We start from the raw sequence: 23862 nt of genomic DNA, 5'->3' as shown, positions 1-23862 counted from the left end.
TATGAAAAAACCTGAATTGTTAGTAACGCCAAGAGCGGTGGCGGACATTGAACCTCTTGCAAAAGCAGGAGCAAGTGCAGTAATGATCGGTGAGCAAAAGTTTGGCTTACGTTTAGCAGGGGAGTTCACGCGTGATGATGTGAAACAAGCTGTAAGCATTGCACATGAAAATGGTATGAAAGTATACGTAGCGATGAACGCTATGTTCCATAACGACAAAGTAGAAGAATTAAAAGGCTACGTTGCATTCCTGCAAGAAGTACAGGTAGATGCAATCGTCTTTGGAGATCCTGCAGTATTAATGACTGTGCGTGAAGTAGCACCAAACATGCAAATGCATTGGAATACAGAAACGACAGCAACGAACTGGTTCACATGTAACTATTGGGGCCGTAAAGGTGCAAAACGTGCTGTGCTTGCACGTGAATTGAGCTTAGATGAAATTGTTGAATTAAAAGAAAACGCTGAAGTTGAAGTAGAAGTACAAATTCACGGTATGACATGCATGTTCCAATCAAAGCGTTCATTAGTTGGAAACTATTTTGAATATCAAGATCGTAATCTGGAGATTGAAAAGAAAAAGTATGAAGAAAATATGTTTTTACATGATCCAGAGCGTAATAACAAGTATCCGATTTATGAGGACGAAAATGGTACTCATATTATGAGTCCGAATGATATTTGTTTCATTGATGAGTTAGATGAACTTATCGATGCTGAAATCGATAGCTTGAAAATTGATGGTGTGTTAAAAAGCTCTGAATACATTATCCAAGTGACAAAGAAATATCGTAAAGCTATTGATTTATGTGTAGAAGATCGCGATGCGTATTATGACATGAAAGATGATTTATATAAAGAGATAGAAGAAATTCAACCAGTAAATCGTCCGTTAGATACAGGATTCTTCTTTAAAGAAACGGTTTACTAAACGAGGAGGGTGTAGGATATGACTGTACAAGAAATTTCACGAGTAATCGATGGAAAACGCGTTATTGTGAAAAAACCTGAATTGTTAATCCCTGCAGGTAATTTAGAGAAATTAAAAGTAGCTATTCATTACGGTGCAGATGCTGTATATTTAGGTGGACAGGAATTTGGTCTGCGTTCAAATGCAGGGAACTTTACGCTAGAAGAAATGGCAGAAGGCGTAGAATTTGCAAAGAAATATGGCGCAAAAATATATGTAACAACAAATATCTTTGCACATAATGAAAATATGGATGGATTAGAAGATTATTTAAGAGGGATTGAAAAAGCTGGTGTAACAGGTATTATTGTTGCAGACCCGCTTATTATCGAGACGTGTAAACGTGTAGCTCCTTCTGTTGAAGTACATTTAAGTACACAACAGTCTCTATCCAACTGGAAAGCAGCGCAGTATTGGAAAGAAGAAGGCTTGCATCGTCTTGTATTAGCTCGTGAAGTCGGCTATGAAGAAATGAAGGAAATTAAAGAAAACGTTGATATTGAAATTGAAGCGTTCGTCCATGGGGCAATGTGCATTGCATACTCTGGAAGATGTACATTAAGTAACCATATGACAGCACGTGACTCGAACCGTGGTGGTTGTTGTCAGTCATGTCGTTGGGATTATGACCTAGTTCAAGCAGTATCACAACATAAAGAAGCAGAAGAGCTTCCTTTATTCCAAGAAGGCGATGCGCACTTTGCAATGAGTCCAAAAGACTTAAACTTGATCCTTTCAATTCCGAAAATGATTGAAATTGGAATTGACAGCTTGAAGATTGAAGGACGCATGAAATCTATTCACTACGTAGCAACAGTAGCAACTGTGTATCGCAAAGTAATTGATGCATATTGCGCGGATCCTGATAACTTTGAGTTTAAACAAGAATGGTTAGATGAGCTCGATAAATGTGCAAATCGTGATACAGCGCCTGCATTCTTTGAAGGAGTTCCAGGATACCAAGAACAAATGTATGGAAATCATAGTAAGAAAACAACGTATGATTTTGCTGGTTTAGTGTTAGATTATAATGAAGAAACAGGCATTGTCACAATCGAACAACGTAACTACTTCAAACCAGGGCATGAGGTTGAGTTCTTTGGGCCAGAAATAGAAAACTTTACACAAACGGTGGAGAAAATTTGGGATGAGGATGGAAACGAATTAGATGCAGCGAGACATCCGTTGCAAATCGTGAAATTCAAAGTGGATCAACCAGTGTATGTGAATAATATGATGCGAAAAAGCATACATCAATAAGAAAGAGTGGTAGTTGAATGGGGACGAATAAGCCGGTTGTAATTGGAATCGCTGGTGGTTCAGGATCAGGTAAAACAAGTGTAACAAAAGCAATTTTTGATCAATTTCAAGGTCATTCCATTTTAATTTTGGAGCAAGATTATTATTACAAAGACCAAAGTCATCTGCCAATGGAAGAGCGTTTAAAAACAAATTACGATCATCCATTAGCGTTTGATAATGACTTATTAATTGAGCACTTACATCAGTTGCTTGCATATAAGCCGGTTGAGAAACCCGTATATGATTATACATTGCATACACGCTCAGAAGAAATTATTCCAGTAGAACCGAAAGATGTAATTATTTTAGAAGGGATTCTTATCTTAGAAGACCCGCGTCTTTGTGATTTAATGGATATTAAGGTGTTTGTTGATACGGATGCTGACCTTCGTATTTTACGTCGCATGCAACGTGATATTAAAGAGCGTGGCCGTACAATGGACTCTGTTGTTGAGCAGTATGTAAATGTTGTACGTCCAATGCACAACCAATTTATTGAGCCTTCTAAGAAATTTGCGGATATAATTATTCCAGAAGGCGGACAAAATCATGTTGCAATCGATATTATGGTCACAAAAATTGCAACAATTCTTGAACAAAAAGTGAATTTGTAATAGCATAGTAAAAGATATACGATAGGAAGGGATTTTTTCCCTTCCTATCGAATACAATGAAACATGCCAACCTCATCTATATATAGGTGAGGGCATATTTATATGAACTTTCCATACATATCTTCTTTATATGAGGAAGAATTGGAAAATACGGGGTTGTATGTGACAACTCCGCTAGTGCATGTGTACTAGAAATCTCCGCTATAGGATAAAGCGGAGGAGTTTTCATATGGAACTCCTCTTTTTTTCGGGGGATTGGTATATAAAAGGAGTGGAAAACATGGCAACAGAAAAAACATACCCTATGACGCAAGAGGGTAAACAAAAATTAGAAAACGAAATTGAGCAATTAAAAACAGTAAGACGTAAAGAAGTTGTAGAGCGTATTAAAATCGCACGTAGCTTCGGTGATCTTTCTGAGAACTCGGAGTACGATGCAGCGAAAGATGAGCAAGCATTCGTAGAAGGACGTATTACACAACTAGAAAATATGATTCGTAACGCAGTTATCATTGAAGATAATGGCGAAGAGTCTACAGTTGTAACATTAGGTAAAACTGTAGTATTCAAAGAATTACCAGATGGAGATGAAGAAGCTTACACAATCGTTGGTAGCGCAGAAGCTGATCCATTTGAAGGAAGAATTTCTAACGATTCTCCAATCGCAAAAAGCTTATTAGGTAAGCAAATTGGTGAAAAGGTAGCAATCCAAACGCCAGGCGGAGAAATGCAAGTAGAGATTATCTCTGTAAAATAATAAAAAAGGTTCACTCATATGGGTGAACCTTTTTTATTTTTTCTCTTTTATTATCCCATTGCTCTCAAGATTCTGAGTGAAAAGTGCTATATAATCGTCCATGATAGTTTGGTTTGAGCGATAAAAGAGAAAGGATCCTTAAGGGAGTTTTCACTTTATTCGACATAATATGACGATGTAAGAGCTTTAATTCTGATATTATAAGTGAGGAATTTTATACTTTTATGTTTTGAAGTGTGAAGAGAGTTTAAAAGGGATAAGGAAGAGGGGCAGTTCATGAAAAAGAAATTATTTGCAGCACTCACTTGTGGCGTTATGATGACAGGATTAGCGGCATGTGGATCTATTGAGAAAACAAGTGTATCAAACGAATCGAAACCGAAACAAGAAAAAAAAAAGGATGATTCAGCAACTTCGTCTTCAAACAGCACACCGAATACAAAGGGGAACACGGAATTAGATAAGGATAAAAAGGAACAGAAATTCGAAGACTTTGCTCTAGAGTATCAGTTAGCTATTGTAATGAGAATGTTTCAGGATGTGACGATTAAGTATGATTATGCGATTGGTAATCCAGAATATTTGTTACAGAATACAATGGATCAGAAGACAATAGATGATATGAAGAATATGTTACAAGAACAGGCAAAGAATAATGATAAACTTTTTAAAGATGAAGTGAATCAAGCGTATACTTACTTAAATCAATCTAAAGTAAGTAATAAAGATGAAATTCAAAAGTTAATTAACGCAGAAAATGAATATTTAAAGATCGTAGACAAGATGATCGCATGTATTGATTCTGTAACGGTTGAGAATGCAAAAGAAAAAAGAAGTGAAATGCAAGCTTTACAACCGGATTATTTAAAAGCAGCAGCTCAAGTAACAACTACTACAATTGAGGTTGCAAAAAATTCAGGAATAGATGAAGAGAGTTTTAGGTCAATTCTTATGAAATTTCTAAAGCAGCCAAAAGATTTATAAAAATCATTCAATCATACAAGAAAAATACAAACTCTAATAATATTTCGTTCTGTATAAAAGGAATGACACCTCGTCTAAACTGAAAAGACGAGGTGTTTTTTATGAAAATCAAACGGAGAATTATCATCACCTTATTATGCTTTACATGCATCATGTTGCTATTGCTTGGAAGATTGGTACAAATACAGCTTATATCTACTGAATCATTTACAGATAAACATATAAATTTAATTGAAAAGAGTGTTACCCAGCGTACACAAGCAGTTACAGTGGATGATGGTAGGGGGCGTTTTATTGATCGAAATGGAGTAGAACTTGGTGAAGAAAAGTATTCAGTGTTAATTATTTTTCCATTTCTACAAATAAAAAATGACATGTTAGAGAAAATTGCGCATATCATTAGTGTGCCGGGACAAGACATAAATCTGCAAATGAAAGACAAACGAAAACCATTTATATTTCAAAGAGGTGATAAACCGTTTCAATTAACGAAAGAACAGGTGGAAAAGATTAATCGTGCGGATATGTTAGGCATGGTTGCAACTGAAGTAAGGGTGAAACAAATACCAGAAGCAGAACATTTAATTGGTGCAGTAGGAGAAAACGAGAATGAAATTCAAAAGCGATACGGGGAAATGAAGAAGTTCCCTATTCAAACACCGATTGGTATTTCAGGACTTCAACAATCATTTGATGAATTTTTAATGACTGATGGTGAAACGAAAGTGTTGTATCAAGTGGACAGACAGGGCGAACCGATTTTTGGGAAACGTGCAAAATATACATCTCCTGGAAATCCTTTTTATCCAGTTACGATTCAAACAACGATAGAAAAGTCTTTGCAACAAAAAGCAGAAGAGCTTGTGCAAATGCATGGAATAAAAAACGGTGGATTGGTACTACTTGATGTGAAGAAGAGTGAAATTTTAGCAATGGTGAGTAAACCATCTTTACAGACGAATGATAAGCGTACGTATCAAAAAACGATGGAAAACCAAATGCTAACGCCTCATTTTCCTGGTTCTATTTTTAAAACAGTTGTAGCGGCCGCGGCAATTGATAATGATATAATTCAATCTCATCGTATGTTTAACTGTGATACAGATCCGTATGGCGAAAATACTCCGCAGGTTATGATGGGGAAATTAAGCTTCACAGAGAGCTTTGCTAGGAGTTGTAACAGGACATTTGCTGTGCTTGGTGATGAATTGATGCAAAAGGATAAACATGTAATGGAAACGTATTTAGAAGCGCTAGGAGCGAGTGAGAAGGTAGGATGGAAAGGGCAAGTGTTTCATACGTCTGGGTTTAAACAGTTGATAGAAGAGAAAAAAGCAATTGTTTGGAATGAAGAAGAAACTAAGATGAGTCACAAAGCAATCGCCCAAACGGCGATTGGGCAAAAGGATGTAAGAATATCCCCTTTAGCTGTTGCAAATATGATGGCGACGATTGCAAGAAATGGAGAGAAGAAAGAAGTAAAAGCTGTAAAAGAAATACGGTACAAAAATGGCACAAGATTTTTTCATTTTGAAGATCATAAATTGGAGGGGCGACAACTCTCTTATCATACAGTGAAACAAGTGCAATCACTATTAAGAAAAGTAGTAACGATGGAGAAAGGAACAGGTACTACTTTTCAGTCATTACCGCTATCTGTTGCCGGAAAATCTGGGACGGCACAAACAGGAAAAGGAAATCGTGTAAATCGTTGGTTTGCGGGTTACTTCCCGTATGAAAACCCAAGATATGCGTTAGTAGTTGTTGACTTAGAAACGAATAATGAACAAAATACTGTAACACCGATTTTTAAAGAATTTGTAGAAGAGATTGCTCACTTGGAAAGTAGAAGGTAATCTTGCAATTTATTATCAAATGTTTTCATTTCGTGAAAAAATTACAGTAGTTATTCAACCTTTTAAGATTTAGTGTTACAATAGCAAGTAGGAAAAACTGCATGGAGGTTTGAAGAATGGCAGGAGGATCTAGATTCCAACAGAAACAACAAAAACGTCGTCAAAACGGTGTTTTAAATATTGCAATTGCTATTGTGTTATTAGCAGTACTTGTTGTAGCGTATCAAGTATTCTTTACTTCTGATACAACAGAGCAAGCATCTTCGCCAGACAAGAAAGTATCTCAGCAAACAACGAAAGATAATAAAACTGAGAAAACGAAAGAGAAAGAAGAAGCTAAGAAACAAGAGCAAGCAGCAGCGAAGAAAAAAGAGGACGAAGAGAAACAAAAAGCTGAGGAAGAAGCAAAAGCAAATGAAAAGGCCCCAGCTGAAAAAACACAGCCTAAAGCAACAGATGCTTATACGAAACCTTCTTGGAAGCCAGTTGGTACAACGCAAGGTGCAACACCGGCAATGACATTTCAACAAGGATCAGCAGATTGGAATGAGATGAAACAAGCAATTTCCGCTGCAATCGAAGTTCCAGTGGAACAATTGGTTATTCACCGCATTGGGAATAACGGTAAGCAAAAAGCGTACGGTAATGTTCAAGATAAACAAACTGGTAAAAGATATTATGTAAATATTGATTGGGTAGAAAATGAGGGTTGGAAACCAGCACTTGTTCAAACTCTAAACTAAAAAAGAGAGAGGTTCTTAGAACCTCTCTCTTTTTTAGTTAGCGTAATTTTTTTAATTTAAAATGAACAACTGCGCTGTAATAAGGTCTTTTGCTCTCGGGATCCATAATCATTTGATGAGAAATATGATGAACTTCCAGCATAAGTGCTTTGTTATTGTCAATTTGTTCGTTAATTTTCTTTTCTAAGGAAACTAAGTTTGGTGCTTCAAAAAATTCTACTTTATCTTCCAGCATTTCAAACGTAAATGACACAAAAAACGCTCCTCTCCATATAATCAAGTTAAGTGTAACAAAGAAAAGAAGGAAATACCATTTCCGTTTCAATTGACATTTTCGTAAAGAAAGCATATCATACTGATAAAACCGATAAGAAAAAGGGGAATTTTATATGGGTACAGAATTTAACGGTTTATTTGATGAGTGGGCTCATACGTACGATTCATTCGTACAAGGCGAAGATATACAATATAAAGAAGTTTTCGCTCGTTATGAGGAGATTTTAGAGGATGTAGTAAATAAATCATTTGGAAATGTATTAGAATTTGGTGTTGGTACTGGTAATTTAACAAATAAATTATTACTTGTTGGCCATACTGTTTACGGCATAGAGCCGTCACGTGAAATGCGTACAATCGCAAAGCAAAAGCTACCAGAAGGATTTTCAATTACAGAGGGAGATTTTCTTTCTTTTGATGTTCCCGATTCTATTGATACAATTGTAAGCACTTATGCGTTTCATCATCTAACAGATGAAGAAAAAGATGTAGCAATTGCGAAGTATAGTCAATTGCTTCATAAAGGTGGTAAAATAGTGTTTGCTGATACGATATTTGCAGATCAAGAAGCGTATGATAAAACTGTTGAAACTGCAAAACAAAGAGGTTTTCATCAGTTAGCAAACGATTTGCAAACAGAATACTATACACGTATTCCGATTATGCAATCTATTTTTGAAAACAATGGCTTCCATGTAACATTTACGAGATTAAATCATTTCGTTTGGGTAATGGAGGCAACTAAGCAATAGAAAGAGGGATTAGATTGAGAATTGCTGTAATTGGAGCAATGGAAGAAGAAGTACGTATTTTACGTGACAAATTAGAACAAGCAGAAACAGAAACCGTTGCAGGTTGTGAATTTACGAACGGGACATTAGCAGGACATGAAGTAATCTTGTTAAAGTCTGGTATTGGTAAAGTAAATGCGGCTATGTCGACGACAATTTTATTAGAGAGATACCAACCTGAAAAAGTAATTAATACAGGCTCAGCTGGTGGATTCCATCAATCTTTAAATGTTGGGGATGTTGTCATCTCAACAGAAGTTCGCCATCATGACGTGGATGTAACTGCATTTGATTACGAATATGGTCAAGTGCCAGGGATGCCACCAGGATTTAAAGCGGATGAAGCACTAATAGCATTAGCTGAGAAATGTATGAAATCCGAAGAGAACATTCAAGTTGTGAAAGGAATGATTGCAACAGGGGATTCATTTATGAGTGATCCAAACCGAGTTGCAGCAATCCGTGATAAATTTGAAAATCTTTACGCAGTAGAAATGGAAGCAGCAGCGGTTGCGCAAGTATGTCATCAATACAAAGTACCATTTGTAATTATTCGTGCACTTTCTGATATTGCTGGTAAAGAATCAAACGTTTCATTTGATCAATTTTTAGATCAAGCAGCTCTTCATTCTACAAACTTTATTGTAAAAGTGTTAGAAGAGTTAAAGTAATGTAACAAAAAGGCAACTGTCTCATATAAAGAAGATACATACAGTTGCCTTTTCTTTATTGGCAAATAAGGAGGAGAACACGATGAAGGTGTATCGTGGAGTTCATGAATTAATCGGTCATACACCGATTGTAGAAATTACTCGTTTTTCACTTCCAGAGGGCGTTCGTTTATTTGCAAAGCTTGAATTTTATAATCCGGGTGGAAGCGTGAAAGATCGCTTAGGAAGAGAATTGATTGAAGATGCACTAGCAAAAGGACTTGTAAAGCCAGGGGGAACAATTATTGAACCGACGGCAGGGAATACTGGCATTGGACTGGCACTCGCAGCACTAGAGCATGATTTACATGTAATTGTTTGTGTTCCAGCAAAATTCAGTATTGAAAAGCAAGAGCTGATGAAGGCACTTGGTGCAACAGTTGTGCATACGCCAACTGAACAAGGAATGACAGGCGCAATTGCGAAGGCGAAAGAATTAGTAAAAGAAATTCCAAATTCATACTCTCCAAGTCAATTTGCAAATGATGCAAATCCACGTGCCTATTTCAAAACATTAGGCCCAGAGCTGTGGGAAGCGTTGGATGGAGAGATTAACATATTCGTAGCAGGTGCAGGTACTGGCGGTACATTTATGGGAACTGCCTCCTATTTAAAAGAACAAAATCGTGAAATTAAAACGGTGATTGTAGAACCAGAAGGATCTATTTTAAATGGTGGTGAAGCAGGTTCACATGAAACAGAAGGAATCGGTCTTGAATTTATTCCGCCATTTTTAAAATCATCATATTTCGATGAAATTCATACCATTTCTGATCGAAATGCATTCAGACGTGTGAAAGAATTAGCGCAGAAAGAAGGCCTTCTTGTTGGTAGTTCTTCAGGAGCAGCATTTCATGCGAGCCTATTAGAGGCTGAAACGGCAAAACCAGGTACAAATATTGTAACGATTTTTCCAGATAGCAGTGAGCGTTATTTAAGTAAAGATATATACAAAGGGTGGGAATAAAAAATGAGAGCAAAAACAAAGTTAATTCATGGTATTCGCATAGGAGAACCTTCAACTGGATCTGTAAACGTACCGATTTATCAAACAAGTACGTACAAACAAGAAGCAGTTGGTAAACATCAAGGATACGAATATTCACGTACAGGTAATCCAACACGTTCAGCATTAGAAGAAATGATTGCCGTATTAGAAAACGGTCATGCAGGATTTGCATTTGGTTCAGGAATGGCTGCTATTACAGCAACTATTATGTTATTCTCAAAAGGAGATCATGTCATTTTAACAGATGACGTATATGGCGGAACATATCGTGTGATTACAAAAGTATTGAATCGTTTCGGTATTGAACATACATTTGTAGATACAACAAATTTAGATGAAGTAGCAGAAGCAGTACGTCCAAATACAAAGGCAATTTATGTAGAAACACCAACAAATCCATTATTAAAAATTACAGATATTAAGCAAATTTCTACATTTGCAAAGGAAAAAGGTCTATTAACAATTATTGATAATACATTCATGACGCCATACTGGCAGTCACCAATTTCTTTAGGAGCAGATATTGTACTTCACAGTGCAACGAAATATTTAGGTGGACATAGCGATGTTGTTGCCGGATTAGTTGTTGTTAATAGCGCGCAATTAGCAGAAGACCTTCATTTCGTTCAAAACTCAACAGGTGGTATTCTTGGACCACAAGATAGCTTCTTGTTACTTCGTGGTTTAAAAACATTAGGAATTCGTATGGAAGAACATGAAATAAATTCACGCGCGATTGCTGAGTTTTTAAATAATCATCCAAAAGTTAATAAAGTATACTATCCAGGCCTTGAATCACATCCGAATCATGCATTAGCAACTGAACAAGCGAATGGATACGGTGCAATTATTTCATTCGATGTAGATAGTGAAAAAACGCTAAATAAAGTACTTGAGAAACTGCAGTATTTTACGCTTGCTGAAAGTTTAGGAGCAGTAGAAAGCTTAATTTCTATTCCAGCTCAAATGACACATGCATCTATTCCAGCAGATCGTCGTAAAGAGCTAGGAATTACAGATACATTAATTCGTATTTCTGTCGGTATTGAAGATGGCGAAGATTTAATTGAAGATTTAGCCCAAGCATTAGCATAATAAAAAAGCACTGCTAAAAAGGCAGTGTTTTTTTAAATACAATTTGTGAAACTTTTCACAAATTAGACACACACAATTAAAAATATTTCGTGTATAGTAAAATCATGAAATAATACTTCACACATAAATATGTGAAATATTTCACAAATAATTGGATTCATGTAGGAAAAGTAACTCTATTTTTTTACGCTAATAGGGACGTATTAAGACCCTTAGGGTCTATTTAAGTCCATATAGCAGAATAGGAGGAAATTACATGGTAGTCAAAGAGAAAGTTGTAAATGAAACGCAAGAAGTGGCAGAAATGATTGAGACGTTAGTAAAGAATGGTAAAAAAGCTTTACAAGCATTAGAAGGTTTTACACAGGAACAAATTGATAAAATTGTACATGAAATGGCACTTGCGGGCGTGGATCAACATATGCCGCTTGCAAAAATGGCTGTTGAAGAAACGGGACGCGGTGTGTATGAGGATAAATGTATTAAAAATATTTTTGCAACTGAATATATTTGGAATAGCATAAAAAATGACAAAACAGTGGGGATTATTCGTGAGGATCCACATGAGGAAGTAATAGAAATTGCAGAGCCGGTCGGTGTGGTTGCTGGGGTAACGCCAGTAACAAATCCAACGTCAACAACGATGTTTAAAGCGATCATTGCGATAAAAACGAGAAACCCAATTATTTTTGCATTCCACCCTTCAGCGCAGCAATGTTCTATCGCAGCTGCAAAAACAGTGCGCGATGCTGCAGTGAAAGTTGGTGCACCAGAGAACTGTATTCAATGGATTGAAAAGCCTTCTGTTGAGGCAACAAAACAATTAATGAATCATGAAGGTGTAGCGCTTGTTCTGGCAACAGGAGGAGCAGGAATGGTAAAATCAGCATATTCAACTGGTAAACCAGCTTTAGGAGTAGGACCAGGTAACGTTCCATGTTATATGGAAAAATCAGCGAATGTGAAACGTGCTGTGAATGATGTAATCTTATCAAAAACATTTGATAACGGTATGATTTGTGCTTCTGAACAAGCAATTATTGTAGACAAAGAGATCTATAATGATGTGAAACAAGAAATGATAGCAAACAATTGTTATTTTGTAACAGAAGATGAACGAAAAAAATTAGAGAAACTTGTCATTAATGAAAATACATGTGCAGTAAATAGCGATATTGTTGGGAAATCTGCTCACTACATTGCATCACTAGTAGGAATTGCAGTACCAGAAGATACAAAAATGCTGGTTGCAGAAATTAAAGGAGTCGGCGCAAATTATCCGCTATCCCGCGAAAAATTAAGCCCAGTATTAGCTTGTATAAAAGCAAATTCATTAGAAGAAGGGTTGCAGCATTGTGAAAACATGTTAGAGCTTGGCGGTTTAGGACATTCTGCAGTTATTCATTCTACAAATACAGAAGTACAAAAACAGTTTGGTTTACGTATGAAAGCATGTCGTCTTATTGTGAATGCTCCGTCAGCACAAGGCGGAATTGGTGATATATATAATGCTTTCATTCCATCGCTTACACTTGGATGCGGATCATACGGAAAGAACTCTGTATCTCAAAACGTAACGGCAACTCATTTAATGAACGTAAAGAGACTTGCAAATAGAAAAAAGAATATGCAGTGGTTCAAGCTGCCACCAAAAATTTATTTTGAAAAACACGCTACGCAATATTTAGCAAGTATGCCAAACATTTCACGAGCATTCATTGTAACAGATCCTGGAATGGTTCAACATGGATATATTGATGTAGTAACGCATTATTTAGGTCAACATAGAAATGATGTAAAAGTAGAAATATTCTCTGAAGTAGAACCAGATCCATCAGATGAAACTGTATTTAAAGGTGCAGAAATGATGAGAAGCTTCAAGCCAGACGTGATTATTGCTCTTGGCGGCGGATCAGCGATGGATGCAGCAAAAGGAATGTGGCTATTTTATGAGCATCCAGAAACAGAATTCTTTGGTATCAAACAAAAGTTTTTAGATATTAGAAAACGTACATGCAAATATCCAAAACTAGGAACTAAAGCGCAGTTTGTTGCGATTCCTACAACATCTGGAACAGGATCAGAAGTGACACCATTTGCGGTTATTACAGATAAAAAGAATAATATCAAATACCCGCTTGCTGATTATGAATTAACACCAGACGTTGCAATCGTTGACCCGCAGTTCGTTAAGACAGTACCACCACATGTAACTGCTGATACAGGAATGGACGTATTAACACATGCGATTGAAGCGTACGTATCTATTATGGCAAACGATTATACAGATGGATTAGCTTTAAAAGCAATTGATCTTGTCTTTAAATATTTACCACGTGCATATAAAGATGGAAATGACGAAGAAGCTCGTGAAAAAATGCATAATGCTTCAGCAATTGCTGGGATGGCATTTGCCAATGCGTTTCTTGGTATTAACCATAGCTTAGCGCATAAAATTGGGCCGGAGTTTCATATTCCGCATGGACGTGCTAATGCAATCTTAATGCCGCATGTTATTCGCTATAATGCAATTAAACCAAGAAAACATGCACTATTCCCTAAATATGAGCACTTTGTTGCGGATGAGCGTTATGCACATATCGCAAGAATGCTTGGTCTTAAAGCACGTACAGTAGAAGAAGGCGTGGAATCATTAGTACAAGCTATTATCGCCCTTGGAAAAGAATTAAATATTAATATGAGTGTTGCTGGCCAAGGTATTGAAAAAGAAGCATTTGAAGCGGTTGTTGATATACTTTCTGAACGAGCATTTGAAGATCAATGTACAACAGCAAATCCGAAATTACCGCTTATTTCAGAGTTGAAAGAAGTGTATATGCAAGCTTATAAAGGTGTATAGAAAATTTGAAAGAGCCGTTTAGCAGCGGCTCTTTTTACTTTGGAAAACATCTCCCTCATTGGCTGTATTTACTTGCCTCAGAAACGATTAGAATATGATAGAGTGAGAGGGAGGAGTGGTAGAAGTATGAAAGAATTACAACAGAAAATAGCAGATTATATTCGCTTCGGTCAAGTTCTTCTTGCGCTAGCCACATTTTTAATGATTGGTTTATTAATCCCAAATGGAGGAAGAGAAACTGTACAATCCTTTGCGATGATGGGTGTTATTGTTTTATTTTTAGGGATGTCATTTTTCTTTTTCAAGCGTGTTAAAGTATTGCGTGACAGGTTAGAGGAGAACGAGTATGAATAAGATTGATAGATGAAACGCTACGAAAAGAGTGTATCTTTTTGTAGCGTTTTTTCGTATAAGTAAAATTTCTAGAAAATGTATGTGTTTTATATTGACAATGATAATCTTTATCAATTAAAATATAATAGACCTAAGTTCTAATTCAAGGTCATTTGTGAACGGAAGTTCTTGTCCGTTGTTAGAACAACATAAATATCTAGTGTATAACTGAAAATCCCCCCCCTCAACTGTAGTTTTCTTTATACTAGTTATGATATGGGTGCAGTAGACAAGCTTTGTCTACTGTCTTTTTTTTGTTAAAACTTGTATATCATTGTAATCGGTAATAATAAAATCTGCATAAGGTGTTAGTTCTTTTATAGCATGTTCATGATTTGCAATACCGACAGCGATACTTCCGGCATCTTTGGCCATTTTTACATCCACAACAGTATCTCCAATCATTACTAGTTCATTTGACTTAATGGCAAGTTGTTCACATGCTTTTGTAATCATTTCTGGGTAAGGCTTTCCGTTTTCTACATCTTCTGGCGTAAAGAGAAATTGAAAAGATGGTATGTTAAGTAAATCAATACACTTTTTTGTTCTCACCTTATTATCTGAGGTAAGAATACCTGTGTATATTCCTTCTTTTTGCAAAGAAATGATGCATTCAGTTACCCCTTGAATAGGATGAAAAGCTTGTTCAATGGATAATTGTTCATTACTTTTTTCAAATATGGTAGTAGCGAGTTCTTTGCAACGATGCCATGGATATTTTTTGATTTGATATAAAAGGCTCGCGACAACAATTATTTCTTCTTCTTCAGATGCGACCGCTAATAGGCCTTTAAAATCAACTTGGTTTGGAGGGACAAATCCAACTGCTTTTTCCCAAAGTGGTTCATACTTTTTACCAACAACTTGTGAAAATTTGGATTTTCGCAGTCTATCAATTTCCTGCCAAAATGGAGTAGCTTGAAATAACGTACCATCTTTATCAAAGGCAACTGCCTTTGTTTCAATAATTTTTCCTGAAATTTGAATTTTCCCCATATTTCATGTCACCTCGTTTATAATAGTTACCATATACTGTACATTCTGAAATGCATTACAGGTCAAGGGGGGAGTTAAGATTTCTACAATTGAAGATATCGCGAAATTAGCTGGAGTGTCTAAAGCAACGGTTTCCCGTGTAATCAATCATCATCCGTATGTACGTCCAGAATTAAGGGCGAAAGTGCAAGCGATTATTGATGAAAAAAATTATGTACCTGTGGCAACGGCGAAAGATTTACGTCGTCTGCAAACAAATTTAATCGGTGTAGTCGTACCAAATTTACATCATCCCTTCTTTAGTCAGTTAATCCAAGAGTTAAGTGGTATTTTAAAAATAGATTGTTATGATGTCGTGATATTACAATCAAATTATGAAGTTGAGAGAGAAAGAGAATTTTTACAATATATTAGGACGAAGAAGTTAGATGGGTTTATTTTTACTACACTTTCTTTGCCAATAGAGGAAATAGAACGTGCGGTCTCTTCAGGAGCAATTGTTATCTGTAATGAACATGTAGAAACAGAATTCGTATCCACAGTTCAATTTGATGAAGAGTTAGCAGGTTATATAGGAACGAAGCACCTTTTTGAAAATGGATATACACGTATAGGATTTTGTTACGATACATTAAAAAGTAAAGCGCAGAGACAGAGATACCAAGGATATAAACGAGCTTTAAAGGAGCATGGCCTACAGTTGCAGCAAGAATGGGTATTTTCGAATTGCTGTGGACTGAAGGATGGAAAGAATGTTATACATGTCATTCAATCCATGAAAAATGCTCCTGATGCAATTTTTACAGGCAGTGATGAGATAGCTGCTGGAATCATTATGGAAGCGCAGCGATTAAGAATTCGTATCCCACAAGATTTTGGTGTTATGGGATTTGATAATCAAGAGATCTCCATGATAATGCACCCTAATATAACAACGATCAATACCTCCATCAAAAGTATGGCAAAGAATACTATCGTATTATTGCATAAACAATTACGAGGAGAGCATATACAACGTATACAATTGCCTATTTCAGTTATAGAAAGAGAATCTACAAGAAAGGAGTAGGAGTATGTTCCATACAGATCGTTTGCAATTTCGCAAATATACAATGACCGATTTAGATTTTTACGCTTCTTTATGGGGAAATGAGAAAGTGATGCGTTACATTGGGAACGGAACTCCGAAAACATATATGCAGTGTAAAAAAAGTCTTGAAAGCTGGGTTCTTCCTAGTTATAAAAACGGTTTAGGATTATTTTTAATGATTGAAAAGGAAACAGATACACCAATTGGTCACGCAGGACTCGTTAGGCAACAAGTAGATGGAAGAGAAGAAATTGAAATTGGGTACTGGTTACTTCCAGAGTATTGGGGAAAGGGATATGCAAAGGAAGCAGCAACAGCTTTTCGAGATTATGGTTTTCAAGTGTTAAGTTTGAATAAGCTCATTTCTCTTATTAATCCAGATCATCCTGCTTCTATCTTTGTTGCCCGAAAAACAGGAATGAGTTATGAGAAGACAGCATCATTTCATGGAATAGATGTTCTTGTATATGCAATTAAAAGAACAGGATAAATCCTGCTCTTTTAAAGAATGAGACTACTAAATACCATTAATATGTTTAAAATTACATGCCATATAATAGCTGGAATGATACTATTTGATTTCACAACTATTCCTCCATAAAATATACCAGCTATAATAAAAGCGGTGGAAACACTCCAAGAAAAACCTAAGGAGTAATGCTGTAAACCAAAACCAATGCTTGTAAGCAAAATAGCCTATTTTTCATCAAACTGATTTGTAAACTGATGTAGTAGGATTCCCTGCCAAATACATTCTTCTAATACGCCATTGATAATAGAAAACAATACGGCAAATAGCATGATATGTTGTATATAAGATATTTCTTTTTGTAGTAGAAAAGGTGTAAAGGTGACGATGTTAATAGAAATCGCGATGATAAGAAATATATAAATTTTAACTTGATGAGGACCACTCCAAATAAAAGGCATGTGCAAAGTATTGTTCCATTTTGGTTGATTCTAATTTAGAGATATTCGCTGTTTGCGTACAAGAGCATCTATGAGAAATGGCACAAAAACAAGAAGTAGGCAAAGACGTTTCACAATAATTGTTAGTTCTCTTGAAGAAAAGGAAATTTGATCCATAGTAAATAAATAGAGAAAGAATCCACTCCCAAATAATAGAGTAATCCATATGAAATGATGATAGTTTTTCTTTTTTAGTAGTAGAAGTAGTAATGTAAGGATCCATAAACAAAAGAATGCTATATTAGTAGTTTGTATAGTAATCATAAGAAGTGTAAAAGAATAATAAAAATCCCTTCATCTTTTTCTCCTTTTAAAAAGGTAATATTCAACTTTTAAAGAATAGTATATAACAATAAAAGGGGGAATGGGATTGTATATTTATCATAATGGACTCATTATTCGAGAAGGAACGACAGGTGTGCCAGCTTATGCAATTAAAAGTTTATTTGAAGATGCGGGCTGGAGTAACAATAGCATTCCATCTTGGCAAATTGAAAAATTTACGATAGCATTTGAAAATTCTACGTGGGCTTTTACAATTTGGGATGAGGAAGAAATGATTGCGATGGTTCGTGTTATTTCTGATCAGATAATGGCTGCAAATATTATGGATTTAGTTGTGAAGTATGAATATAGAGGAAAAGGATTAGGAAAGAAGCTCGTTTCCCTTTGTATGCAGAAACTCCCTCATGGAGATTGGTTTGCTCATACTTCTGCGAATAATTTTGATTTTTATCGTAGTTGTGGTTTTGAGGTGCGGGATTTATCTCAAAATGGGACGTGTGCTTATTATGGTTATAATGAAGCGAAAAAAGCAGGACATCGATAATCCCATTAGATAATAGAAAGCGTGTAAAAAGGATTGCTAGACGATAGCGATCCTTTTGTATTTACACAGATAAACTATTTTATTGTACAAAAAAGAAGTAGTGAATTGCGAATGAGAGAGTAAACAAGGGGAGTAGGAATATCATTTTCTTTTTGAAACCTTTAAAGAAGGAGTTATTATTGGGAGCAAGCCAAACTTCTAATGTGGAATAGAAGAGTAATGAAACTGCCAATAATATGCCACTAACTAATTCAAATGTCATTGTTAAGACCTCCAATTTCACCAAAGATACTTAAATAATAACATGAAAATGTTAATTATTAACAGTTTGTAACGATACTTTTAGTGATTAAAATGAAGGTCTATTCATTTTGTGGTAAAATAATAAAGAAAATTCAGAAATTTTAAAAGGAGGATAAAAATGAATATTAAAGTAGGCGATACATTTCAGTATGAAAGAACATTTACAGAAGAAGAAGTTTTAGAATTTGCTCATCTTACAGGTGATAAAGGGAGACATCATATGGAACATGATGAGCAGGGACGTTTAATGGTGCATGGGTTATTAACTGCAAGTATTGGAACGAAAATTGGTGGAGAGGTACATTACATAGCACGGGAATTAGTAAGTGAATTCATCAGGCCTGTTTTTACTGGAGATACAATTACTTGTGATGTAACTCTTACAAGTGTGGAACAAATGGAAGGGTGCAAAAAGGTATCGATAGAGTCGATTTATCGTAATCAAAAAGGGAAAGAAGTATTAGTAGGATCAAGCTATGGAATTATACGAGAATAATGCAAAAAGCCTGTTTTTCATTTTTGAAAACAGGCTTTTTGCATTGCATTTTAATATACACGTTTTCGATTTTCAGCATGGCTCGAGATGAGTAATAATGCGGAGTCTTCGCCAATATTACGCACAATATGTGGCACACATGCACTCCAGGAGAAAGAATCTCCTTCTTCCACAATCGCGATATCTTCTCCGTGCTGTACTTCTAATTTACCGCGCAAAACAAGATGGCATTCTTCACCTTCATGAGCATTTGGTATATTTTCTTTTGGGAATCCAGCTGGGATTTCTACTAAAGATAAACGAAGGCCTCCTTGCTCAGCGACATGTTCAATCCTTTGTTCATCTTTTCCATACACACTGTATTTTCGTTCTTCCTTTTTTACAATTTTCATGTGATCTTTTTGCTCAAGTAATAAATAAGGGAGAGGAACGTTTAAAAATTTGGAAATTGTTTCTAAAGTTGAGATAGATGGAGAAGTTTTATTATTCTCGACCTGGCTCATAAAACCTTTAGAAAGTCCTGTTCCTTCACAAATTTGGGCGATAGTGACGCCTCTGCGCTGACGAATTTCACGTATTGCAGAACCGATATTCATAATAATCAAGCTCCTTTTTTGTAGACAACTATTTGTATCATAGCAAAAAAAAACATTTTTTTCTCAAGAAAAATAAATTGACGAATAAAAAAAATTATTGTATGTTTTGTAATGTAAACAAAAGTTTTGTGTTATAAAACTCAAAAGGAGAGAACAAAATGAATCAACATATTGGTAATTTAATTATTCGTATCGTATTAGGAGTAACGTTTTTTATGCATGGTTTGGCAAAGTTCCAATCAGGCATTGATAATATTGCAGGATGGTTTACAAGCATTGGTTTACCAGGTGCTCTTGCATACGGCGTAGCGACAGTAGAATTAGTTGGTGGTCTGTTATTGATTATCGGTTTAGGTGTACGTTATATTGGATTATTATTCGCACTTATTTTAGTTGGAGCAATTGTAAAAGTAAAATGGTCTGCTGGTTTATTAGGAGATGGAAAGAATCCAGGATACGAATTAGACCTTGCATTGTTGGCAATGGGTCTTTACTTATTCGTTGTTAAAGCTGAAGGTTTTGTAGATAACTTCTTAAAAGCAACTGTATTCAAAAAAGACTAATCGAAATGGGGGCATAACAATATGGACTTTCGACTTCATCCCAGTACAACACTCGGTGCAGTTCATTTATATGTATCGAACTTACAACAGTCTCTAGCATTTTATACAGATGTGTTACGATTGAAAGTGGTAAGAGAAGAGGAGCATATCGCTACACTTGGTAATGAAAGTAATGAACCACTTCTTATAATAGAAGAGAAAGAAAATGCTCTTCCAAAACAAAGAAGTCGCACTGGTTTATATCACTTTGCAATCTTACTACCAAGTAGACAAGATTTAGCAAATATTCTTCTTCATCTTGTGCAGAAAGTGTATCCGTTACATGGCGGGGCAGATCATTACTTTAGCGAAGCAATTTATTTAGCTGACCCAGATGGAAATGGAATCGAAATTTATCATGATCGTCAAAGAGAAGTATGGCGTGATGAAAAGGGAGAGCTTCCGTTTGTTAGCAACCCATTAGATGGAGACGGATTATTACAACAAGGAAATGAGTGGAATGGATTTCCAAGCGGAACAGTAATGGGACATATCCATTTACATGTTGCTGATTTAGAAGAAGCAAAACGTTTTTATGTAGATGGGCTTGGATTTGAAGTGACGATTCCAGTCCGAAATGGTGCATTATTTGTTTCAGCAGGTGGCTATCATCACCATGTTGGTTTAAATACATGGCAAGGTGAAGGTGTGCCGCCGCAAATGCCAAATTCCGTTGGCTTGAAATATTTCACAATTGTACTAGTAGATGAAAAAGAAAAAGAGCAAGTGTGTGAAAGCTTAAAATATATTGGCGCGATTGCTACGTATAAAGATGGAATAATGCAAGTAGAAGATCCGTTTGGTCACTGTATTCAATTGATTGTAAAAGGAGAAGCCTAAATAAAGGCTTCTCCTTTTTTTACTTTCTTATAATTGCTTTTTCATTTTGTAAAAAGAGTTGATTAAACTGTCTTGCTAGCTCGAAATCAAGTTTTGTTAAACCTTTTGCATTCCAGGATGACAAAGTAATAATGACTGCTTTATACTGGATAAGGATAAATGGATGGTGATTGTGTTCTTCTGATAGTTTGGCGGCTTCAGAGACAAATTCGACACCTTTTAAGTAGTCGGAAAACATATATTTTCTTTCAATCCATTTTTCATCTTTCACTGTCCATTTATCTAGCTTTGCTAATTCCTCTTGCACTTCTTCATCTGTTAGTCGTTGCATTATTGTTCACATCCTTTATTGAGAGTAGGGCAAGACCATTGCTAATCAAACGTTTTACAGATTCATTTTCTGTAAAAGTAGAAAGTTGTTGTAATAGAGCAGTAGATGCGTCGTGTCCTTTGTTATGCTCTAAAAGTAATTCTAAAATTTCAAGGCGAAGTAACCATTCTTTCGTATAGAACTTATTTAGTACCTCTTGAATTGCTATTAATTGTTCCACATGTGAATCTTGTAACACACCTTCATTTCGAATATCACGAACGGTTTGATACATACGATCAAGCTCAGTTAATGTAAGTGGTTCTGGTGTTTCTTCTACTTCTTCAGTCACTTCGAAGAATGCGGCTGCATCGGCTGCGCCTGGGAATACAGAAGTGATTTTTGAACCAACTGCCATGTCAAAAGCTCCCCATGAAGCATCAAATAATAGACGATCTTTGTAAACCACTGTGCAATCTGTAAATGAAATAAGAGCGATTTTTTCATCGTTTTTCACAATATCGGTTACTGTTCCTTTTACATGAACACCGCTTGCAAAGTATAGTTCCGTACGATTACCAATGATAATGCCTAATGCTTGTAACTCCTCATCTGTGCAATCTTCGAGTGAAACATTGCCTTCTAATAAACCAACTGGTGTACCAAATCCATCTTGATGTACAGCTGTAGAATGATTCGGTAGTTGTTTATTGTTTAGTGCTAATGCAGTCGGTGTATTTGTTTTCATGTAAATCACTCTACCTGCATCATTTTGAATCTTTTCTGCAAATGTACCTGTAATTTGTAACCCACTACTTAATTGAGCAGTTGCATTGTTTTCAGAACGAATTGCTTTTTCTAATCCTTCTGCGTCACCTGTTTTAAAAGCCATTGTTTCAGAGAAGTTCTCAAGTGCCTCTGTTAATTCTTCAAATGACTTGCATACAAATAGCTGTGGTTGCATTTTTGTAACATCATAGGTCGTTTTTGTACAAGCTTCAATTGAGAATGCGACTTTTTCTACAGCATCTGTTAAACAATGTTTGCTCTCACCGACAGAGGAGAGAAGACCGGCACCGTAAATTTTTGGGTTATTTATATCTCCAATTAAGCCGTACTCGACTGTCCACCAGAAAAGGCGAGAAATTTGTTCCGCTTCTGATAAGCCAGAAACAAGCTTTTGCTTTTCGACAACTTCTTTTTCAGCTGCTGCAACTTCTTCTGGTGTAGAAGTTGGACTTTCTTTCACAATTGTCAAAGTACGCACAGCTTCAAAAGCATCGTGTTCTTCTTTAGTTGAAAATGCTTTTGCTCCAATTTGGCCAAATCGTTTTACATATTTTGCATATGTAGGATCAAGTAAAATCGGTGCATGTCCAGCTGCTTCGTGAACGATATCAGGAGCTGGAGTATATTCAATGTTTTCCACTTTACGAATATCTGTTGCGATTGGTAATAAACCATGTCCTTGGAAATCAAAGAACGCTACGCCGGGAATAAGGCCGTCAATCGTTACTGCACCCCAACCACTTGGTGCTAAGCATTCATTCATTTCTTCAACCTTTGGAATTGCATCTATATTAATACCAGATGATTGTAGTCCGTTAACATAGGCTGGATGAGCAACATCTTTTAAAAAGTTATGGTTTTGTCTCATAATGTAACGCCACACAGCGTGATTAACCGGTGTGTACTGATCGTAATGCTGTGTGGATACAAATGGTTTTAAATGTGATGGAATTTCTGTTTTCTTTGTCATTAATACATCCTCCTTTTTTATCTGTAAAAACTGCTGTGATTACTTTTGGGTATATCACCCCCTTTCAATTAATGTAAGCGCTTATAAAATTTTATCATAAGATTCGGAATTATTTAACATTTGTTTTTGTGAGAAATAGAAAAAGCCCCTATCGGAAAATCCGATAGGGGCGAAGAAATCGCGGTACCACCCTATTTGTAAGTGAAAATCCACCTACTTCTCAGTTACTGATAACGGAAAAATCCGTCTTTTCCTTCATGCAAAAATAGCACTACGAAAAAGAAACTCCAGAATTGTAATTCGCACTTGTATATGTACTGATTCGCACCAAACATCAGCTCTCTGAAACAGGGATATAAGTTACTACTGCGATTCTTTCAACGCGTAATATATGAAATTGTTTAAAAGGGGAAGACGCAAAAAAGCCCCTATCGGAAAATCCGATAGGGACGATAGAAATCGCGGTACCACCCTACTTGTAAACAAAAAATTGTTTACCACTTACTTTAAGATAACGGAAAGATCCGTCTTTCTCTTCATGCATAATTGCACTACGGGAAAGAAGCTCCAGAATTGTAATTCACGCTTGTATATGTACTGATTTGCACCAACCATCAGTTCTCTGAGTCAGGGATATAAGTCGCTACTAGGTTTCCTTCAAAGCCGATATATAATTCGTTCAACTAAACTATGTTTTGTATTATAAAACTAC

25 protein-coding genes and 2 other annotated features are annotated in these 23862 nt (G+C 36.0%); of the genes, 19 read left to right on the top strand and 6 right to left on the bottom strand.

What is annotated here, in order from left to right:
* Position 1: 1 nt before the first annotated feature.
* The 7 genes from C564_RS0115160 to C564_RS0115125 all read left to right on the top strand — a co-directional run bounded on the left by C564_RS0115160 (position 2) and on the right by C564_RS0115125 (position 7226).
* Positions 2-931, top strand: a complete 930-nt coding sequence (locus C564_RS0115160; protein ID WP_003200512.1) for a peptidase U32 family protein — start codon at positions 2-4, stop codon at positions 929-931.
* An 18-nt stretch (positions 932-949) separates the two neighbouring features.
* Positions 950-2230 (top strand): peptidase U32 family protein, encoded by a 1281-nt coding sequence (locus C564_RS0115155; protein WP_003200513.1) that lies wholly within the window; start codon positions 950-952, stop codon positions 2228-2230.
* 17 nt (positions 2231-2247) lie between these two features.
* A complete protein-coding gene (gene udk / locus C564_RS0115150) occupies positions 2248-2886 on the top strand; it encodes a uridine kinase (RefSeq protein WP_003200515.1) in 639 nt (212 codons plus the stop codon).
* A gap of 280 nt (positions 2887-3166) precedes the next feature.
* Entirely contained in the window at positions 3167-3643 is a 477-nt protein-coding gene (gene greA, locus C564_RS0115140) for a transcription elongation factor GreA (protein ID WP_003208577.1), read from the top strand.
* A gap of 276 nt (positions 3644-3919) precedes the next feature.
* Entirely contained in the window at positions 3920-4627 is a 708-nt protein-coding gene (locus C564_RS0115135; RefSeq protein ID WP_018765884.1) for a hypothetical protein, read from the top strand.
* Positions 4628-4728: 101 nt separating this feature from the next.
* A complete protein-coding gene (locus C564_RS0115130; protein WP_026008579.1) occupies positions 4729-6483 on the top strand; it encodes a peptidoglycan D,D-transpeptidase FtsI family protein in 1755 nt (584 codons plus the stop codon).
* Positions 6484-6599: 116 nt separating this feature from the next.
* The gene (locus C564_RS0115125; protein ID WP_003200523.1) at positions 6600-7226 is read left to right on the top strand and encodes a YrrS family protein; all 627 of its coding nucleotides are present in this window, start codon (positions 6600-6602) and stop codon (positions 7224-7226) included.
* Positions 7227-7263: 37 nt separating this feature from the next.
* On the opposite strand, the gene C564_RS0115120 is transcribed toward C564_RS0115125, so the two are convergent.
* The gene (locus C564_RS0115120) at positions 7264-7479 is read right to left on the bottom strand and encodes a YrzA family protein (protein ID WP_018765883.1); all 216 of its coding nucleotides are present in this window, start codon (positions 7477-7479) and stop codon (positions 7264-7266) included.
* A 136-nt stretch (positions 7480-7615) separates the two neighbouring features.
* On the opposite strand from C564_RS0115120, the gene C564_RS0115115 reads away from it, so the two are divergent.
* The 6 genes from C564_RS0115115 to C564_RS0115090 all read left to right on the top strand — a co-directional run bounded on the left by C564_RS0115115 (position 7616) and on the right by C564_RS0115090 (position 14321).
* Entirely contained in the window at positions 7616-8254 is a 639-nt protein-coding gene (locus tag C564_RS0115115) for a class I SAM-dependent methyltransferase (protein ID WP_018765882.1), read from the top strand.
* A 14-nt stretch (positions 8255-8268) separates the two neighbouring features.
* Positions 8269-8964 carry a 5'-methylthioadenosine/S-adenosylhomocysteine nucleosidase gene (gene mtnN, locus C564_RS0115110; RefSeq protein ID WP_018765881.1) on the top strand — a complete coding sequence of 232 codons (696 nt, stop codon included), beginning with the start codon at positions 8269-8271 and terminating at the stop codon, positions 8962-8964.
* A gap of 82 nt (positions 8965-9046) precedes the next feature.
* Positions 9047-9970, top strand: coding sequence for an O-acetylserine dependent cystathionine beta-synthase (locus C564_RS0115105; protein WP_018765880.1), 924 nt, complete (start codon positions 9047-9049; stop codon positions 9968-9970).
* Between the two features lie 3 nt (positions 9971-9973).
* Entirely contained in the window at positions 9974-11107 is a 1134-nt protein-coding gene (locus C564_RS0115100; RefSeq protein WP_003200535.1) for a bifunctional cystathionine gamma-lyase/homocysteine desulfhydrase, read from the top strand.
* A gap of 256 nt (positions 11108-11363) precedes the next feature.
* On the top strand, positions 11364-13967 hold the full coding sequence (gene adhE / locus C564_RS0115095; protein WP_018765879.1) for a bifunctional acetaldehyde-CoA/alcohol dehydrogenase: 2604 nt from the start codon (positions 11364-11366) through the stop codon (positions 13965-13967).
* Between the two features lie 126 nt (positions 13968-14093).
* Positions 14094-14321, top strand: a complete 228-nt coding sequence (locus C564_RS0115090; protein WP_003200539.1) for a YrhC family protein — start codon at positions 14094-14096, stop codon at positions 14319-14321.
* A 279-nt stretch (positions 14322-14600) separates the two neighbouring features.
* Here C564_RS0115090 and C564_RS0115085 read toward each other — a convergent pair whose 3' ends face one another.
* Positions 14601-15356, bottom strand: a complete 756-nt coding sequence (locus C564_RS0115085; protein WP_018765878.1) for an HAD family hydrolase — start codon at positions 15354-15356, stop codon at positions 14601-14603.
* A 115-nt stretch (positions 15357-15471) separates the two neighbouring features.
* Between C564_RS0115085 and C564_RS0115080 the strand changes: the two genes are divergently transcribed.
* Positions 15472-16425 (top strand): LacI family DNA-binding transcriptional regulator, encoded by a 954-nt coding sequence (locus C564_RS0115080; RefSeq protein ID WP_003208567.1) that lies wholly within the window; start codon positions 15472-15474, stop codon positions 16423-16425.
* A 4-nt stretch (positions 16426-16429) separates the two neighbouring features.
* Positions 16430-16936 carry a GNAT family N-acetyltransferase gene (locus C564_RS0115075; RefSeq protein WP_003208566.1) on the top strand — a complete coding sequence of 169 codons (507 nt, stop codon included), beginning with the start codon at positions 16430-16432 and terminating at the stop codon, positions 16934-16936.
* 11 nt (positions 16937-16947) lie between these two features.
* On the opposite strand, the gene C564_RS38425 is transcribed toward C564_RS0115075, so the two are convergent.
* A complete protein-coding gene (locus tag C564_RS38425; protein WP_157837842.1) occupies positions 16948-17136 on the bottom strand; it encodes a CPBP family glutamic-type intramembrane protease in 189 nt (62 codons plus the stop codon).
* A 649-nt stretch (positions 17137-17785) separates the two neighbouring features.
* On the opposite strand from C564_RS38425, the gene C564_RS0115065 reads away from it, so the two are divergent.
* Together C564_RS0115065 and C564_RS0115055 are read left to right on the top strand one after the other, a co-directional pair.
* The gene (locus C564_RS0115065) at positions 17786-18244 is read left to right on the top strand and encodes a GNAT family N-acetyltransferase (protein WP_018765876.1); all 459 of its coding nucleotides are present in this window, start codon (positions 17786-17788) and stop codon (positions 18242-18244) included.
* 421 nt (positions 18245-18665) lie between these two features.
* Complete coding sequence (locus tag C564_RS0115055; protein ID WP_018765874.1) at positions 18666-19043, top strand: MaoC family dehydratase; 378 nt, start codon at positions 18666-18668, stop codon at positions 19041-19043.
* A gap of 50 nt (positions 19044-19093) precedes the next feature.
* Here the strand turns inward: C564_RS0115055 and C564_RS0115050 are convergent, their stop codons facing one another.
* Positions 19094-19639 (bottom strand): helix-turn-helix domain-containing protein, encoded by a 546-nt coding sequence (locus C564_RS0115050; protein WP_003200551.1) that lies wholly within the window; start codon positions 19637-19639, stop codon positions 19094-19096.
* A gap of 158 nt (positions 19640-19797) precedes the next feature.
* On the opposite strand from C564_RS0115050, the gene C564_RS0115045 reads away from it, so the two are divergent.
* Positions 19798-20202: a DoxX family protein gene (locus tag C564_RS0115045; protein WP_003200553.1), complete on the top strand. Its 405-nt coding sequence runs from the start codon at positions 19798-19800 to the stop codon at positions 20200-20202.
* A gap of 21 nt (positions 20203-20223) precedes the next feature.
* A complete protein-coding gene (locus tag C564_RS0115040; protein WP_018765873.1) occupies positions 20224-21081 on the top strand; it encodes a VOC family protein in 858 nt (285 codons plus the stop codon).
* 19 nt (positions 21082-21100) lie between these two features.
* On the opposite strand, the gene C564_RS0115035 is transcribed toward C564_RS0115040, so the two are convergent.
* Together C564_RS0115035 and C564_RS0115030 are read right to left on the bottom strand one after the other, a co-directional pair.
* Positions 21101-21415, bottom strand: a complete 315-nt coding sequence (locus C564_RS0115035; RefSeq protein WP_026008577.1) for a 4a-hydroxytetrahydrobiopterin dehydratase — start codon at positions 21413-21415, stop codon at positions 21101-21103.
* Complete coding sequence (locus C564_RS0115030; protein ID WP_018765871.1) at positions 21393-23150, bottom strand: aromatic amino acid hydroxylase; 1758 nt, start codon at positions 23148-23150, stop codon at positions 21393-21395. The genes C564_RS0115035 and C564_RS0115030 overlap by 23 nt, the downstream gene beginning before the upstream one ends.
* 162 nt (positions 23151-23312) lie before the next feature.
* Positions 23313-23540, bottom strand: a binding site (T-box leader).
* A 52-nt stretch (positions 23541-23592) separates the two neighbouring features.
* Positions 23593-23820: a binding site (T-box leader), on the bottom strand.
* Positions 23821-23862 lie beyond the last annotated feature (42 nt).

Source organism: Bacillus sp. 105MF (genome assembly GCF_000374885.1).
Classification (GTDB): domain Bacteria; phylum Bacillota; class Bacilli; order Bacillales; family Bacillaceae_G; genus Bacillus_A; species Bacillus_A pseudomycoides.
Note: the sequence above shows the minus strand (reverse complement) of the source record. Positions and strands in the feature narration are given on the sequence as shown.